Consider the following 15,712-nt stretch of genomic DNA (forward strand, 5'->3'; position numbering starts at 1 on the left):
GAAGAAACTCTTTCAACCCGGCGGCTTGTTTGCCGTTGTTCCGTGTCGATGGAGGCGCATTATAGGGAGTTCTCGAGCGCCCGCAATAGTTAAATTGCAGAAAAATGACTGACTGCTGCATTCCACAGCAAAACCCTGCCTTATACCCATTTACACACAGAGTTATCCACAAAGCAGAGAAAAGGGAAAAATTCGCGAGCGTTGCGCAAACGTTTTCGTTACAATGCCGCGCAAAGACAAGGATGCCTGGCCAGGCGCGTTAGCTGAGTTTTTTTAGGGAAAATTCATCTAACGCTCTCTGTAATGTTCAAATCCTGGGGATTTATACCATGCAACAACGTCGTCCAGTCCGCCGCGCGCTTCTCAGTGTTTCTGATAAAGCCGGTATCGTCGAATTCGCACAGGCACTCTCCGCACGCGGCGTCGAGCTGCTGTCTACCGGTGGTACTGCCCGCCTGTTAGCAGATAAAGGTTTACCGGTTACCGAAGTCTCCGACTACACCGGTTTTCCGGAAATGATGGATGGACGCGTTAAAACCCTGCACCCGAAAGTTCATGGTGGCATTCTCGGCCGTCGCGGTCAGGATGATGGGATTATGGATCAACACGGGATCGCGCCGATCGATATGGTGGTTGTTAACCTGTATCCGTTTGCACAGACCGTTGCCCGTGAAGGTTGCTCGCTGGAAGACGCCGTCGAGAACATCGATATCGGCGGGCCGACCATGGTGCGCTCGGCGGCTAAGAACCATAAAGATGTCGCCATCGTTGTAAAGAGCAGCGACTACACCTCTATTATTAAAGAGATGGATGCCAACGACGGTTCCCTGACGCTCGATACTCGTTTCGATCTCGCCATCAAAGCTTTCGAACACACCGCCGCTTACGACAGCATGATCGCCAACTACTTCGGCAGCATGGTGCCGGCCTATCATGGCGAGTCTAAAGAAGCGTCTGGTCGTTTCCCGCGTACCCTGAACCTGAACTTCATTAAGAAGCAGGATATGCGCTATGGCGAAAACAGCCATCAGCAAGCAGCCTTCTATATAGAAGAAGAGATCAACGAAGCATCCGTAGCAACCGCCCAACAGCTACAGGGTAAAGCCCTCTCTTATAACAACATCGCCGACACCGACGCGGCGCTGGAATGTGTGAAAGAATTCAGCGAGCCTGCCTGCGTTATCGTGAAGCACGCGAATCCGTGCGGCGTGGCGGTGAGCACTTCGATTCTGGACGCCTACGATCGTGCTTACAAAACCGATCCAACCTCCGCTTTCGGCGGCATCATCGCCTTTAACCGCGAACTGGATGCCGAAACCGCACAGGCAATCATCTCCCGTCAGTTCGTGGAAGTGATCATCGCCCCAACGGCCTCTCTGGAAGCCCTGAAAATTACCGCCGCTAAACAGAACGTCCGCGTTCTGACCTGTGGCGAGTGGGCCGCGCGCACTCCGGGCCTCGATTTCAAACGTGTTAACGGCGGTTTGCTGGTTCAGGACCGTGACCTGGGCATGGTGACAAAGGATGAACTGCGTGTGGTCAGCAAGCGCCAGCCGAGCGAGCAGGAACTGCGTGATGCGCTGTTCTGCTGGAAAGTGGCTAAGTTCGTGAAATCCAATGCCATCGTCTATGCCAAAGAGAATATGACTATCGGAATAGGTGCCGGTCAGATGAGCCGCGTGTACTCCGCGAAGATCGCCGGGATCAAAGCCGGTGACGAAGGACTGGAAGTCAAAGGCTCGGCGATGGCTTCTGATGCCTTCTTCCCGTTCCGCGATGGTATTGATGCCGCAGCGGCCGTGGGAGTGACCTGCGTGATTCAGCCGGGTGGCTCCATTCGCGATGATGAAGTTATCGCCGCCGCCGATGAGCACGGCATTGCGATGATCTTCACCGACATGCGCCACTTCCGTCACTAATACAGGGAGCAACGAATGAAAGTATTAATTATCGGTAACGGCGGTCGCGAACATGCGCTGGCGTGGAAAGTCGCACAGTCACCGCAGGTAGACACCGTGTTTGTTGCACCTGGTAACGCCGGTACGGCTCTCGAGCCAGGACTGCAGAACGTGGCGATTAATCCAACCGACGTTCCCGCATTACTGAAGTTTGCCCTGGACTCACATGTCGACCTGACGATCGTCGGGCCGGAAGCGCCGCTGGTGATTGGCGTGGTGGATGCGTTCCGCGAAGCCGGGCTGAAGATTTTCGGCCCCACCGCCGGTGCCGCACAGCTGGAAGGCTCCAAGGCTTTCACCAAAGATTTCCTCGCACGTCACAAAATCCCGACGGCGGAATATCAGAACTTTACCGAAGTGGAGCCCGCACTGGCCTACCTGCGTGAAAAAGGTGCGCCGATCGTCATCAAAGCCGACGGTCTAGCCGCCGGGAAAGGCGTTATCGTAGCGATGACGCTTGAAGAAGCAGAAGCCGCGGTGAAAGACATGCTGGCCGGGAACGCCTTTGGCGACGCAGGCCATCGCATCGTTATCGAGGAATTCCTCGATGGTGAAGAAGCCAGCTTTATCGTGATGGTTGACGGTGAGCATGTGCTACCGATGGCAACCAGCCAGGATCACAAGCGCGTCGGCGACGGCGATACCGGCCCGAACACCGGCGGTATGGGCGCTTACTCTCCGGCGCCGGTGGTCACCGATGAAGTCCACCAGCGCACCATGGAACGGGTCATCTGGCCAACCGTTCGCGGGATGGCGGCGGAAGGGAATACCTACACCGGTTTCCTGTATGCCGGGCTGATGATCGACAAGCAGGGTAACCCGAAGGTTATCGAGTTCAACTGCCGCTTCGGCGATCCGGAAACCCAGCCTATCATGCTGCGCCTGCAGTCCGATCTGGTTGAACTGTGTCTCGCCGCCTGCGACGGGAAGCTTAATGAGAAAACCTCTGAGTGGGATAGCCGTGCATCCCTCGGCGTGGTTATTGCTGCAGGTGGTTATCCTGGCAACTATCGTACCGGCGACGTTATTCACGGTCTGCCGCTGAAAGATGCGGCTGACGGTAAGGTGTTCCACGCCGGCACCACGCTTTCCGCTGACGACCAGGTGTTAACTAATGGTGGACGCGTACTGTGCATCACCGCGCTGGGTGATACCGTTGCTGAGGCGCAGAAACGCGCCAATGCGCTGATGCAGGATATTTACTGGGAAGATTGCTTCAGCCGCAAAGACATCGGCTATCGGGCGATTGCCCGCGAGCAGGGCGAGTAAGCGATACCCATCCCCTCTCCCGGCAGGGAGAGGGGATCAGCACGATCCCCGCTAAAAATTCTTTTCCGTTGGCTGCCAGGTACAGAAGTCTTCGTTGGCCACCAGTAACAGCTGTGACCCCTCTTTCGCTTCCAGCCATGCCACGCTGACCTCCATTGAGGAGCGGCTCTGGCGTTTTTCGATATGATCAATCGCCAGCGTATCCAGATCGGGTTTCACGGTTTGCCCTTCACAGGTGGTTACCGTGCCGTTGGCATGCCAGCGCCCCTGGCGTAACACGACGCGCCCCTGACGTAGCGCATCGCTGGTCTGGCGGATTTGGTCGGCGCGGTAGCGGTACAGCGCAATCTGGTCGCTGGAAAGCTGCTGCTTTTGACCATCCACTTCACGCTGCATAAAGCTCAGCTCGCCCTGATCGTCAAAGCGCACGCGGATATGTTCGGGAGGTTTACTCATGATGTTGAGCTCGATGAGCGTCAACAGGTCACCCTGCCAGCGGTATTCGCTGGTTGTGGTGCTACCGCTTCGCCATGGGCTGAATGCGGCGAGGAGATGCGTTTCTCCGTTAGTGTCTTTACGCCAGATACGCACAGCGCCCTGGTCGTCGACGTAGCCACTGGCCGTGAACGGCGGGAGTGTGGAGTCGTGGCTACAGGCGGACAGCAACAGAACAGCCGCCAGCGCAAGAGAACGGCGCCAGACGGACAAAAGGGGCGATAACACCGCCCCTCCGTTAAAACTGTTCACTGCCACGCGGTCTTACTTAACTGCGTCTTTCAGTGCTTTACCAGAAACAAACGCCGGGACGTTAGCTGCGGCGATTTTGATTTCTTTACCGGTCTGCGGGTTGCGGCCAGTGCGCTCAGCGCGGTGGTTCACTTTGAAGGTACCGAAACCAACCAGTTGTACAGCATCACCTTCTTTCAGAGACTCAGTAATAGCAGCCAGGGTGGATTCCAGAGCAGATTTTGCCTGTGCTTTAGACAGATCAGCCTTGTCCGCAATTACATCAATCAGTTGAGTCTTGTTCATAAGTTATCCTTACAATGTGTTTATCGCTTGCTAAGCATCGAGTGCGACGGAAATGCCAGAAAAGCACTCTCCTGCATACACGCACCGATAGCCACTTTTTTTCGCCCTCCAAATGTAGACCAGACGGGGGGCAGATGTGAAGCCTTCAGGCACGACAAATCAGGCGGTAAATCACGTTTTGTTGTCTCATTGCTGAAAAATTATACCGATATTGCTCTCACCCGCCTCACGGAGGTCGGCGCGCAGCCCTTTGATAAGCTCAATATCACGCTCCTCGCAGTCGGCCAGAAGGCGGAAAATTTCCCATTGAATGTCCCATTCCTGCTCAACTGCCGGGTTTTCTTTGAGCTCTTCGTCGGTCATTTCACGACCGGCCTGGGTCATTTCCAGCATCGCCACGGTGGTGATTGAAGTCTTACTAACCTCAATGGCATGTTCCAGCGTTTCACCGCTCAGCCGTGAGTGAACAAGTTCACTCAACGCCACGCAGGCGTCGATGGCCGGGTAGACACCGTACATATCGTAGTCATCGGCGGAAGGAATGGCCTCTTCCAGCTTTTCCAGCTGGCTGTCGAAGTTCACCTTTGCATCTTTCACCGTCAGCGTTTCCCAGATCAGATCAAGAATGCGACGGTACAGCTGCGCCTCGCCGAACTCGGTCTCCTTGCAGAACATCGCATAGTTCGGGAACATGCGTTCACACAGGCAGGCCATAAACGTGGTGTGCTGCCAGCTTTCCAGCCGCTCCAGACGCAGATGAATCGGGTTTTGTAACATGATGAGATCTCGGAATCGATAATTAGCCGCAGTGTACCTGAATCAGGGGCGAATTGCTTGCAGGCGGCGAAACGCCGGACGACCGGACGCCACGGCGTCTGCCCAGCGGGTGGGTTCGGGTAAACGGTAGCCCTTCATACAGCGCTGAACCCATGCCAATGCGCTGTCCTGGCTGACGCGATGCCCGGTCGAGATAAACAGCGGGTTGCAGCGCGCTTTGCTGCGCCACACCCAGGCCAGCTGTTCACCTTTGTCGATGAGCGGCGCCAGTGCCCCCGGTTCGGGCGAAAGCGGCTCAAACTTACCGCACAGGCGTTTCTTGGCAACGCCGATGGTCGGCACGTCAACCAGCAGGCCAAAATGGCTGGCAACGCCGAGGCGCCGCGGGTGCGAAATCCCATGTCCGTCAACGAACAACAGATCGGGCTTTTGCGACAGCAGCTGCCAGACGGCCATCAGCGCCGGGGCTTCACGGAAGGAGAGAAAGCCCGGAATATAAGGCATGGTGGTGGCGATGCGCGCCACCTGGTACTCCACCAGCTCAAGAGAAGGGTACTTCAGGAGCACCATCGCCGCCCGCGTCACTTCCCCGCCCTCTTCAAACCCAACGTCTGCCCCGCCAATTATCTTCGGCGGATTGCAGGCCAGGTTATCCTCGCGGATAACGCTTGCCGCGAGGTCGAGTTGCTGAGCGCGAAGCGACGCGAGATCCATACCTGAGCCTTAGCGGTGGTACGGCGCGGAGAGACGATGCACCGCTTCTACAAACGCACCCGCGTGCTCTGGCGGAACGTCCTGATGAATACCGTGCCCCAGGTTGAAGACATGACCTTCCCCCTGGCCAAAGCCCGCGAGGATCGACGCAACTTCCTCTTCGATTCGGGCAGGAGTCGCATACAGCATGGAAGGATCCATGTTGCCCTGCAGCGCAACTTTATGCCCAACGCGACGGCGCGCATCGGCGATATCGGTACTCCAGTCGAGACCTAAGGCATCGCAGCCGGTTTCAGCCATCGCTTCCAGCCACTGGCCGCCGCCTTTGGTAAACAGCGTTACCGGTACCCGACGCCCTTCGTTTTCTCGCAGCAGGCCATCGACAATTTTATGCATGTAGTACAACGAGAACTGCTGATAGTCACGCCCGGTCAGCACGCCGCCCCAGGTATCGAAAATCATTACTGACTGCGCACCCGCTTTGATCTGTGCATTCAGATACAGAGTGACGCTTTTCGCAAGCTTATCCAGCAGCGCGTGCAGCGTGGCCGGTTCGGCATACATCATCTTTTTAATCACGGTGAAGGCTTTGCTGCTGCCCCCTTCCACCATGTAGGTCGCCAGCGTCCACGGGCTGCCGGAAAAACCAATCAGCGGAACTTCGCCTTTCAGCTCACGGCGAATGGTGCGCACCGCGTTCATGACGTAACCCAGCTCCTGCTCCGGATCGGGGATCGGCAGGCGGTCTACATCCGCTTTATTCTTTAACGGTGAAGTGAAGCGCGGGCCTTCTCCGGCTTCGAAGTAGAGCCCCAGCCCCATTGCATCAGGAATGGTCAAAATATCGGAAAAGAGGATCGCCGCATCCAGCGGGTAACGACGCAGCGGTTGCAGCGTGACTTCACACGCCAGCTCCGCATTTTTGCACAGCGACATGAAGTCGCCCGCTTGTGCACGGGTGGCTTTGTACTCCGGCAAATAGCGCCCAGCCTGTCTCATCATCCATACCGGAGTGACATCTACTGGCTGGCGCAGCAGCGCGCGCAGGTAACGATCGTTTTTCAGTTCGGTCATTTTCACATTCCTTTAGCTACAGAGCGCCAGTCTATCATGTCATTCGTACTCTGCCCGACACATTGCCACGGTATCTTCAATCAGCCGTCGCGCCACCGTACCCGGCGGAGGCAGAAGCGGTAAATTGTCATAGCGATACCAGTTCGCCTCCAGCAGCTCTTTCTTATCAATCACTATCTCGCCGCTGTCATAATCGGCCATAAAAGCGGTCATCAGCGATTGCGGGAACGGCCAGGGTTGCGAGGTCACGTAGCGCAGGTTTTTCACCTTGATACCGCTCTCCTCCATCACCTCACGCGCGACCGTCTGTTCCAGGGTTTCCCCCACTTCAACAAAGCCTGCCAGCACGGTATGCACACCGTTACGATGCCGGGTGTGCTGGGCCAGGAGAAGGGTATCGTCACGGCGAATAGCGACAATCATGCAGGGTGCAATCTGCGGATAATAGCGTTCACGACAGTGGCTGCAGAGCATCGCCCATTCGGTTTTGCTCGGGTGCATGGTATGCCCGCAGTAGCCACAATACTTATGAGAGCGATAGAACTCCGCCAGTTGTACGCCACGGCCGGCAAGCTGAAACAGCCCCACATCCTGGTCAATCACCTGGCGTACCGAGGCCATATCATGCTGGCGTTTTTGCTGCACCAGCCAGACCGGCTCGCCCTGCCATTCACCTATCTGAAGTGCGGTCTGTCCCACAAGATCGTAATTTCCTGCCTTACCGTATGGTAATTCACCCTGCGGTAGCCATAATTTCTGTTCATGGCTGACTATCCACCAACCGCTGTCTAATTTTTCAATTATACGATCCATATCTATTGCACTACCTTCGCTTCACTGGCACCTTGACAACATAATTTTTACATTTCAGGTGAGCCGTTTTAAATCTTAAATTGCGGAGTCAAACATGCTAAACCAGTTAGAAAGCCTGACCGAACGCGTTGGCGGAACAAGTAAATTCATCGATCAGTGGCTACATGTGCGTAAGCATCTGCTCGTGACTTACTACAATCTGGTTGGCATCAAGCCTGGCAAAGAATCCTATATGCGTCTGAATGAAAAAGCGCTGGATGATTTCTGTCAGGGCCTGGTGGACTATCTTTCCGCCGGACATTTTAATATTTATGAACGCATTATCAGCGAAATGGAAGGGAATAACCCACATTTAACGGCGACAAAACTGTGCTCGCGGCTGGAAGCCAACACCCAGCAGATCATGGATTACTACGACTCTAATCTTGAAAATGCCATCGATCACGACAACTACCGCGAGTTTCAGCAGGCGTTGTCCGGGATAGGTGAGGCGCTGGAAGCACGTTTCGCGCTGGAAGATAAGCTCATCGTGCTGGCGTTTGACAACAACCTCAATCTCAACGGCACAAGCGCGGTACGTCCCGCTTGAGTTCTTAATCATTAACGCGTAGTTTACATCCGTTCCCCTCTGCGGAGGGGATTGCTATCTTGTCGGAGTGCCCAGTGTGCGAACACGGGCTGAGACCGTTAATTCGGGATCCGCGGAACCTGATCAGGTTAAAACCTGCGAAGGGAACAAGAGTAATCCAGCTTTACGCTGCTACCCTCAGGGGTGCGCACACCCATTACTCCCTCCGTCGTCTGACAAGCCATGTCCTTTACTATCTGGAATGAGCTATGTCTGCAACTACTAAACCGTCACGCCGCGAACAGCGCGCCCAGGCCCAACACTTTATCGATACCCTGGAAGGCACCGCGTTCCCCAACTCATTACGTATCTATATTGAAGGTTCGCAGCCGGATATCCGCGTCCCCATGCGTGAAATCCAGCTGAGCCCCACCCTCACCGGTGGCAGCAAAGATAACCCGCAGTTTGAAGAGAACGAAGCCGTTCCGGTTTATGACACCTCCGGCCCTTACGGCGACCCGGCTATTGCAATTAACGTCCAGCAGGGCCTTGAGAAGCTGCGCCAGCCGTGGATTGAAGCCCGTCACGACAGCGAAGTACTCAGCGATCGCAGTTCTGCCTGGGCCAAAGAGCGCCTGGCAGACGATGGCCTTGATGAACTGCGCTTCACCGGCCTCCTCACGCCAAAACGCGCCAAAGCGGGTAAATGCGTGACTCAACTGCACTATGCCCGCCAGGGGATTGTGACCCCGGAGATGGAATTCATCGCCATTCGCGAAAACATGGGCCGCGAGCGTATCCGCAGCGAAGTGCTCCGCCACCAGCATCCGGGAGAGGGCTTTGGTGCCCGTCTGCCGGAAAACATCACACCGGAATTCGTTCGCGATGAAGTCGCCGCCGGCCGCGCCATCATTCCGGCAAATATTAACCACCCTGAATCAGAACCGATGATCATCGGCCGCAACTTCCTCGTGAAGGTCAACGCCAACATCGGTAACTCGGCGGTGACCTCTTCTATCGAAGAAGAAGTGGAGAAATTAGTGTGGTCGACCCGCTGGGGCGCAGACACAGTGATGGATCTCTCCACCGGCCGCTATATTCATGAAACCCGTGAGTGGATCCTGCGTAACAGCCCGGTGCCGATCGGTACGGTTCCGATCTACCAGGCGCTGGAGAAGGTGAACGGGATCGCCGAAGATCTCACCTGGGAAGCGTTCCGCGATACCTTGCTGGAGCAGGCGGAACAGGGCGTGGACTACTTCACCATTCACGCAGGCGTCCTGTTGCGCTACGTTCCGATGACCGCCAAACGCCTGACAGGTATTGTTTCGCGCGGTGGATCTATCATGGCGAAGTGGTGCCTTTCCCATCATAAAGAGAACTTCCTCTACGAGCGCTTCCGCGAGATTTGCGAAATCTGCGCCGCCTATGACGTTTCTTTGTCGCTGGGCGACGGCCTGCGTCCGGGCTCCATTCAGGATGCCAACGACGAAGCCCAGTTTGCTGAACTACACACCCTTGGCGAACTGACCAAAATCGCCTGGGAATATGACGTACAGGTAATGATTGAAGGTCCAGGACATGTGCCAATGCAGATGATCCGCCGCAACATGACCGAAGAGCTGGAGCATTGCCACGAAGCCCCGTTCTATACACTGGGGCCATTGACGACCGACATCGCACCGGGTTATGACCACTTCACCTCCGGCATTGGTGCTGCAATGATCGGCTGGTTCGGCTGTGCAATGCTCTGCTACGTCACGCCAAAAGAGCACCTCGGCCTGCCAAATAAAGAAGACGTTAAACAGGGGCTGATTACCTACAAAATCGCCGCCCACGCCGCTGACCTGGCGAAAGGACACCCTGGGGCGCAGATCCGCGATAACGCCATGTCGAAAGCACGCTTTGAATTCCGCTGGGAAGATCAGTTCAACCTGGCGCTCGACCCGTTCACCGCCCGCGCCTACCACGATGAAACCCTGCCGCAGGAATCCGGTAAAGTCGCCCACTTCTGCTCAATGTGCGGACCGAAATTCTGCTCGATGAAAATCACCCAGGAAGTGCGCGACTACGCGGCAAAACAGGCTATTGAAGTAGGGATGGCGGATATGTCGAATAACTTCCGCGCCAAAGGGGGGGAAATCTACCTCAAACAGGAGGAGGTGTGATGTATCAACCTGATTTTCCATCCGTTCCCTACCGGCTGGGACTTTACCCGGTGGTCGACAGCGTTGAGTGGATCAAACGTCTGTTGCAGGCGGGAGTACGCACGCTTCAGCTACGCATCAAGGATAAGCGCGACGCAGAGGTAGAAGCGGACGTGGCCGCCGCCATTGCGCTGGGGCGTCGTTACGACGCCCGCCTGTTCATCAACGACTACTGGCGCCTGGCAATTAAGCACAATGCGTATGGCGTACATCTCGGTCAGGAAGATCTTGAGACGACCGACCTGAACGCCATTCGTGCTGCCGGGCTGCGGCTCGGTGTATCGACCCACGACGACATGGAGATTGACGTCGCCCTGGCAGCGCGTCCTTCTTATATCGCACTCGGTCACGTCTTCCCGACACAGACCAAGCAGATGCCTTCGTCTCCTCAGGGGCTCGAGCAGCTGGCGGCGCATATTGCTCGTCTGAAGGACTACCCTACGGTGGCAATAGGTGGGATAAGCCTTGAACGCGCCGCACCGGTTCTGGCTACCGGCGTCGGCAGTATTGCTGTGGTCAGTGCCATTACCCAGGCCGCGGACTGGCAGGCTGCCACGGCAAAGCTGCTTGAGTTAGCAGGAGTGGGCGATGAATGACCAGGACTTTATGCGCTACAGCCGCCAGATCCTGCTGGAGGATATTGCGGTTGAAGGTCAGCAAAAACTGCTGAACAGCCGGGTGCTGATTGTGGGTCTTGGCGGGCTTGGCTCACCGGCTGCGCTGTACCTCGCCGGTGCCGGAGTCGGCACGCTGGTGCTCGCTGACAACGACGATGTACATATCAGCAATCTGCAACGGCAGATCCTTTTCAGCACCGAAGATGTCGCGCAGCCTAAAGCCCAGGCGGCGCGCCAGCGGCTGCACCAGCTTAACCCGCACAACGCGCTGATTGCCCTGACGGAACGGCTTCAGGGCGAAGCGCTGCACGAACAGGTGGCACTTGCCGACGTGGTGCTCGACTGTACTGACAACATGGCCACGCGTCAGGCCATCAACGCCGCCTGCGTGGCGCTCGACACCCCCTTAATCACCGCCAGCGCCGTCGGTTTTGGTGGGCAGATGATGGTACTCACACCGCCGTGGACGCAGGGCTGTTACCGCTGTCTGTGGCCTGATGAACACGAGCCGGAGCGCAACTGCCGTACCGCCGGTATTGTCGGCCCGGTGGTGGGAATGATGGGCACACTGCAGGCACTTGAGGCTATCAAACTGCTCTGCGGAATGGACACCGTTCGCAACGAGCTACGGTTGTTTGATGCCCGCAACAGCGGCTGGCGAGCCCTGGCGCTGCGCCGCTCGAAGGCGTGCCCGGTATGTGGAGGCTTGCATGCAGATTCGATTTAACGACGAGCCTATCCAGTGTGCCGAAACGACAACCGTCGCCGGACTGCTTGAACAGTTAGCACAGCATAAACCCGGCATTGCGCTGGCGCTCAACCAACAGATCCTTCCCCGTGACCAGTGGGCAGCCCATCATCTGCAGGACGGCGACACTATCCTGCTTTTTCAGGTTATTGCCGGAGGCTAAGATGTTACAGATTGCCGATAAAGTCTTTGATTCACACCTTTTCACTGGAACAGGCAAATTCGCATCGCCACAGCTGATGGTTGAGGCGATTCGCGCCTCAGGCAGTCAACTGGTGACCCTTGCCATGAAACGTGTCGATCTGCGTGAGCACAACGACGCGATCCTGGCGCCTCTGCTCGCCGCGGGCGTCACGCTGCTACCTAACACCTCGGGAGCGAAAACCGCCGAAGAGGCGATTTTCGCCGCCCAGCTGGCACGGGAAGCGCTGGGTACCCGCTGGCTGAAGCTTGAGATCCACCCCGATGCGCGCTGGCTGTTGCCAGACCCCATCGAGACGCTGAAAGCCGCAGAAGCGTTGGTAAAACAGGGGTTTATTGTGTTGCCCTACTGCGGTGCGGACCCGGTGCTGTGTAAACGTCTTGAAGAGGTCGGCTGTGCGGCAGTGATGCCGCTGGGGGCGCCAATTGGTTCAAATCAGGGTCTGGAAACCCGCGCGATGCTGGAGATAATCATCGCTCAGTCCGGTGTTCCGGTGGTGGTTGATGCCGGAATTGGCGTTCCCAGCCATGCAGCGCAGGCCCTGGAGATGGGTGCCGATGCGGTGCTGGTGAACACCGCGATTGCCGTTGCGGACGATCCCGTCGCCATGGCTCGTGCATTTCGTCTCGCCGTTGAGGCGGGCATTCTGGCGCGTCAGTCCGGGCCAGGTGCGAGTAGCCTGCACGCGCAGGCCACCAGCCCGCTGACCGGATTCCTGGGGACGCTGTCATGACCTCGTTTAGCGATCGCTGGCGGCAGCTCAACTGGGACGATATCCGCCTGCGAATCAACAGTAAAACGCCCGCCGACGTTGAGCGGGCGCTGAATGCGCGTCTGCCCACGCGGGAGGATATGATGGCGCTACTCTCCCCCGCCGCCGACGCGTTTCTCGAACCGATGGCGCAGCGCGCACAGCGCCTCACGCGCCAGCGCTTCGGCAATACCGTCAGCTTTTATGTTCCACTGTATCTTTCCAACCTGTGCGCCAACGATTGTACCTACTGTGGTTTTTCGATGAGCAACCGCATCAAGCGCAAAACGCTCGATGCCGACGAGATCGAGCGCGAATGCAACGCGATCCGTGAAATGGGCTTCGAGCACCTGCTGCTGGTCACAGGGGAGCATCAGGCTAAGGTGGGAATGGACTATTTTCGCCAGCATCTGCCTGCCATTCGTCAGCGTTTTTCCTCGCTGCAAATGGAAGTTCAGCCCATGTCACAGGCCGAATATGCCGAACTAAAAACGCTGGGGCTCGACGGCGTTATGGTTTACCAGGAGACCTACCATGAGGCGATGTATGCAAAGCATCATCTTAAAGGGAACAAGCAGGATTTTTTCTGGCGACTGGAAACCCCGGACCGTCTGGGCCGCGCAGGTATCGACAAAATTGGCCTCGGCGCTCTGATTGGCCTTTCTGACAGCTGGCGCGTAGATTGCTATATGGTGGCGGAACACCTGCTTTGGTTGCAGCAACACTACTGGCAGAGCCGCTACTCTATTTCCTTCCCGCGACTGCGACCCTGCACCGGGGGTATTGAACCTGCCTCCATCATGGATGAACGCCAGCTCGTGCAAACCATCTGCGCATTTCGCCTGCTGTCACCGGAGGTTGAGCTTTCGCTCTCCACGCGTGAATCTCCGTGGTTCCGCGATCGGGTGATCCCCCTTGCCATTAACAATGTCAGCGCCTTTTCAAAAACCCAGCCGGGTGGCTACGCTGATGACCATCCGGAGCTTGAGCAGTTTACACCGCATGATGGTCGTCGGCCGGAAGAGGTCGCCAGCGCGTTAGCTGCACAAGGATTACAGCCGGTGTGGAAAGACTGGGATAGCTGGTTGGGACGCGCCTCGCAATAATTCAGCAAGCGGATGTTGCTCCACCAGAAAGGGCTGAAAACGCCTCGCAAAGCGACAATCCGGGCGTGGTGTCGGCTTTGCCAGTTGATTATTCTCCGCCTGTCAGCAACGGATGCTGACCAGGGCGGAGCTTTCTTCCTCTGACCGCCCTGCCTTCTGCTGCTGTTTCGGACTCTTTCCACAGAAGGGAAGCGTATACTACGCCACACCAGCGCACGACCTCTATACTTTTGCTATTCGCCAAATGGAATGCTGAACGCGATATGAAAATCCATAGCAGAAAATTGTCTTTTACGACGCCTATCCTGGTGAGCTTTTCGGGAATTTTATTGGGGTTTATCCTGATTGCCGTTCTGGTCACCCTGAACCAGCGTAAAGATATTATTGAGGACTATCACCAGATTAACCGCAACTTCACCCACAACCTGGCGGTGAACTATACGGCCGTTATTCTGCGCGAGAACGATTATATTTTGAGCCGCGCGGTGAATTTTTTCTCCCGTAATGACGAGCTTAATAAGACGGTCAACCTCGATCCCGAAGCCGGTTCAGAACGGCTAATGCAACTGCTGACGCTGATGCCCACGGTATCCTCTATTTCGATTGCCGACGCCGATGGCCACTATCTGCGCGCACCGCAGGCGGTGATGAACGGCGATGAACCACCGATTAACCCGAAGGTTCGCCCGTGGTTCGCACACCAGGCGGATGCCAGCACCTTCAGCCGCTATACCGACCCTTACAACGACTTCTTTTCCCACCATAAAGTTATCACCATCTATAAGCCGGTAGTCTCGCCGGAAGGAAAACTAAAAGGCACACTGGCGTTTCATATCGATCTGGCTTCCATGGGTTATACCCTGCGTCAGACGCAATCTCCGATGCAGGGCGAATTCTTTGTCGTTAACCGTGACGGGCTCGCGGTGCTACACCCGGACACCGGCGCGCTGTTTCGTATGCAGATCCCCTCCACCCTGATGGATAAAATGACCAACGGGGAAGGCATGGTGTTCGATAAAAAGAGCGACACCTGGTACTACTATTACTCCTTCACCAACCCGGACTGGTTTGTTGTGTTTAAAGTGGCTGACGCGACGCTCAGCGACCTGGCACGGCATGAGAGCATTATTGTTGCCTGGGGGTTTGGCCTTGCGGTGATACTTGTGGTGCTTTTCGGGCTCTATCTGCGCCACTCGTCGCGCACCGTGCTGATGAATATCATCAACGCCATTAAAACCGGTGACGTTAAACAGGCTCCGCGTCTTGAAGCCATGCTAAGTAAAGCGATTGAGTCCAGTAAAGAGCGCGAAGAGGCGTATGTTCGCCAGGCGACCATTGATGCACTGACTGGCTGCAAAAACCGTCGGGCCTTCGACAGCGATATTGCCACGCTGATGAATGACAATCAGCCCTTCTCACTGGCGCTGGCCGACGTCGACAACTTCAAATCCATTAACGATACCTGGGGTCACCTGAATGGCGACATCGTGCTGCGAAACGTGGCACGTGAAGGTATTCAGGTCATGCAGCCGAATAAAATCTCGGTGTATCGCTACGGCGGCGAAGAGTTCGCCGTGCTGTTTCCTGGCGATGAACCCGATGCCGCCCACCAGTTGCTGGAGTTGTGGCGCGTCAACGTCGCCAACCGCACCTGGCGGGAAGATGGTCTGCACGTTACCTTCAGCGCCGGACTTGGAGAGTGGAATATGGAATCGCTGGAACAGCTGGTTATCCGGGTTGACGAGGCGCTGTATAAAGCCAAGCAGCAGGGTAAAAATCAGATCCTGCGGACCTGAAACAGATAACTCTTCACTCTCTTTAACCGCCCGCTGCTGCGGGCTTTTTTGTGGTATCAGCCATCGCTGTAACCGGTTTC

General features: G+C 56.3%; 16 protein-coding genes and 1 riboswitch. Of the genes, 10 read left to right on the plus strand and 6 right to left on the minus strand.

Annotation, left to right across the window (positions count from 1 at the left end):
* Positions 1-329: 329 nt before the first annotated feature.
* Positions 330-1,919, plus strand: coding sequence for a bifunctional phosphoribosylaminoimidazolecarboxamide formyltransferase/IMP cyclohydrolase (gene purH / locus GYRE_RS02990; RefSeq protein ID WP_006816571.1), 1,590 nt, complete (start codon positions 330-332; stop codon positions 1,917-1,919).
* 15 nt (positions 1,920-1,934) lie between these two features.
* Positions 1,935-3,227 (plus strand): phosphoribosylamine--glycine ligase, encoded by a 1,293-nt coding sequence (gene purD, locus GYRE_RS02995; protein WP_038252890.1) that lies wholly within the window; start codon positions 1,935-1,937, stop codon positions 3,225-3,227.
* Positions 3,228-3,278: 51 nt separating this feature from the next.
* Here purD and GYRE_RS03000 read toward each other — a convergent pair whose 3' ends face one another.
* From GYRE_RS03000 to nudC, 6 genes are all read right to left on the minus strand, one after another.
* Complete coding sequence (locus tag GYRE_RS03000) at positions 3,279-3,974, minus strand: DUF1481 domain-containing protein (protein WP_038252924.1); 696 nt, start codon at positions 3,972-3,974, stop codon at positions 3,279-3,281.
* Positions 3,975-3,986: 12 nt separating this feature from the next.
* Positions 3,987-4,259 carry a nucleoid-associated protein HU-alpha gene (hupA, locus tag GYRE_RS03005; RefSeq protein WP_006816568.1) on the minus strand — a complete coding sequence of 91 codons (273 nt, stop codon included), beginning with the start codon at positions 4,257-4,259 and terminating at the stop codon, positions 3,987-3,989.
* 186 nt (positions 4,260-4,445) lie between these two features.
* Positions 4,446-5,036, minus strand: a complete 591-nt coding sequence (locus tag GYRE_RS03010) for a YjaG family protein (RefSeq protein ID WP_006816567.1) — start codon at positions 5,034-5,036, stop codon at positions 4,446-4,448.
* A gap of 42 nt (positions 5,037-5,078) precedes the next feature.
* On the minus strand, positions 5,079-5,750 hold the full coding sequence (gene nfi / locus GYRE_RS03015) for a deoxyribonuclease V (RefSeq protein ID WP_038252893.1): 672 nt from the start codon (positions 5,748-5,750) through the stop codon (positions 5,079-5,081).
* Between the two features lie 9 nt (positions 5,751-5,759).
* Positions 5,760-6,824 (minus strand): uroporphyrinogen decarboxylase, encoded by a 1,065-nt coding sequence (gene hemE, locus GYRE_RS03020; RefSeq protein WP_006816565.1) that lies wholly within the window; start codon positions 6,822-6,824, stop codon positions 5,760-5,762.
* A gap of 39 nt (positions 6,825-6,863) precedes the next feature.
* Positions 6,864-7,637: an NAD(+) diphosphatase gene (nudC, locus tag GYRE_RS03025; RefSeq protein ID WP_006816564.1), complete on the minus strand. Its 774-nt coding sequence runs from the start codon at positions 7,635-7,637 to the stop codon at positions 6,864-6,866.
* Between the two features lie 94 nt (positions 7,638-7,731).
* Between nudC and GYRE_RS03030 the strand changes: the two genes are divergently transcribed.
* The 8 genes from GYRE_RS03030 to GYRE_RS03065 all read left to right on the plus strand — a co-directional run bounded on the left by GYRE_RS03030 (position 7,732) and on the right by GYRE_RS03065 (position 15,632).
* Entirely contained in the window at positions 7,732-8,226 is a 495-nt protein-coding gene (locus tag GYRE_RS03030) for an Rsd/AlgQ family anti-sigma factor (protein WP_006816563.1), read from the plus strand.
* Between the two features lie 53 nt (positions 8,227-8,279).
* Positions 8,280-8,389: riboswitch (TPP riboswitch) on the plus strand.
* Positions 8,390-8,474: 85 nt separating this feature from the next.
* Positions 8,475-10,373 (plus strand): phosphomethylpyrimidine synthase ThiC, encoded by a 1,899-nt coding sequence (gene thiC / locus GYRE_RS03035; RefSeq protein ID WP_006816562.1) that lies wholly within the window; start codon positions 8,475-8,477, stop codon positions 10,371-10,373.
* Positions 10,373-11,008 (plus strand): thiamine phosphate synthase, encoded by a 636-nt coding sequence (gene thiE / locus GYRE_RS03040; RefSeq protein ID WP_038252896.1) that lies wholly within the window; start codon positions 10,373-10,375, stop codon positions 11,006-11,008. Before thiC ends, thiE begins: the two co-directional genes overlap by 1 nt.
* Positions 11,001-11,756, plus strand: a complete 756-nt coding sequence (locus tag GYRE_RS03045) for a HesA/MoeB/ThiF family protein (RefSeq protein ID WP_038252899.1) — start codon at positions 11,001-11,003, stop codon at positions 11,754-11,756. The genes thiE and GYRE_RS03045 overlap by 8 nt, the downstream gene beginning before the upstream one ends.
* A complete protein-coding gene (thiS, locus tag GYRE_RS03050; RefSeq protein WP_006816559.1) occupies positions 11,740-11,940 on the plus strand; it encodes a sulfur carrier protein ThiS in 201 nt (66 codons plus the stop codon). Before GYRE_RS03045 ends, thiS begins: the two co-directional genes overlap by 17 nt.
* 1 nt (position 11,941) lies before the next feature.
* Positions 11,942-12,712 (plus strand): thiazole synthase, encoded by a 771-nt coding sequence (gene thiG, locus GYRE_RS03055; protein WP_038252900.1) that lies wholly within the window; start codon positions 11,942-11,944, stop codon positions 12,710-12,712.
* On the plus strand, positions 12,709-13,836 hold the full coding sequence (gene thiH, locus GYRE_RS03060; RefSeq protein ID WP_038252905.1) for a 2-iminoacetate synthase ThiH: 1,128 nt from the start codon (positions 12,709-12,711) through the stop codon (positions 13,834-13,836). Before thiG ends, thiH begins: the two co-directional genes overlap by 4 nt.
* Positions 13,837-14,099: 263 nt before the next feature.
* Positions 14,100-15,632, plus strand: a complete 1,533-nt coding sequence (locus GYRE_RS03065) for a sensor domain-containing diguanylate cyclase (RefSeq protein WP_038252908.1) — start codon at positions 14,100-14,102, stop codon at positions 15,630-15,632.
* The last annotated feature ends 80 nt before the right edge of the window (positions 15,633-15,712 follow it).

Origin of the sequence: Yokenella regensburgei ATCC 49455 (assembly GCF_000735455.1) — a bacterium.
Lineage (GTDB): Bacteria > Pseudomonadota > Gammaproteobacteria > Enterobacterales > Enterobacteriaceae > Yokenella > Yokenella regensburgei.

Coding starts and splice junctions, on each gene's coding strand:
- nfi (WP_038252893.1), bottom strand. CDS start 5,750: ATGGATCTCGCGTCGCTTCGCGCTCAGCAACTCGACCTCGCGGCAAGC.
- GYRE_RS03065 (WP_038252908.1), top strand. CDS start 14,100: ATGAAAATCCATAGCAGAAAATTGTCTTTTACGACGCCTATCCTGGTG.
- GYRE_RS03010 (WP_006816567.1), bottom strand. CDS start 5,036: ATGTTACAAAACCCGATTCATCTGCGTCTGGAGCGGCTGGAAAGCTGG.
- thiE (WP_038252896.1), top strand. CDS start 10,373: ATGTATCAACCTGATTTTCCATCCGTTCCCTACCGGCTGGGACTTTAC.
- thiG (WP_038252900.1), top strand. CDS start 11,942: ATGTTACAGATTGCCGATAAAGTCTTTGATTCACACCTTTTCACTGGA.
- GYRE_RS03045 (WP_038252899.1), top strand. CDS start 11,001: ATGAATGACCAGGACTTTATGCGCTACAGCCGCCAGATCCTGCTGGAG.
- thiC (WP_006816562.1), top strand. CDS start 8,475: ATGTCTGCAACTACTAAACCGTCACGCCGCGAACAGCGCGCCCAGGCC.
- thiH (WP_038252905.1), top strand. CDS start 12,709: ATGACCTCGTTTAGCGATCGCTGGCGGCAGCTCAACTGGGACGATATC.
- hemE (WP_006816565.1), bottom strand. CDS start 6,824: ATGACCGAACTGAAAAACGATCGTTACCTGCGCGCGCTGCTGCGCCAG.
- hupA (WP_006816568.1), bottom strand. CDS start 4,259: ATGAACAAGACTCAACTGATTGATGTAATTGCGGACAAGGCTGATCTG.
- purH (WP_006816571.1), top strand. CDS start 330: ATGCAACAACGTCGTCCAGTCCGCCGCGCGCTTCTCAGTGTTTCTGAT.
- thiS (WP_006816559.1), top strand. CDS start 11,740: ATGCAGATTCGATTTAACGACGAGCCTATCCAGTGTGCCGAAACGACA.
- purD (WP_038252890.1), top strand. CDS start 1,935: ATGAAAGTATTAATTATCGGTAACGGCGGTCGCGAACATGCGCTGGCG.
- GYRE_RS03030 (WP_006816563.1), top strand. CDS start 7,732: ATGCTAAACCAGTTAGAAAGCCTGACCGAACGCGTTGGCGGAACAAGT.
- nudC (WP_006816564.1), bottom strand. CDS start 7,637: ATGGATCGTATAATTGAAAAATTAGACAGCGGTTGGTGGATAGTCAGC.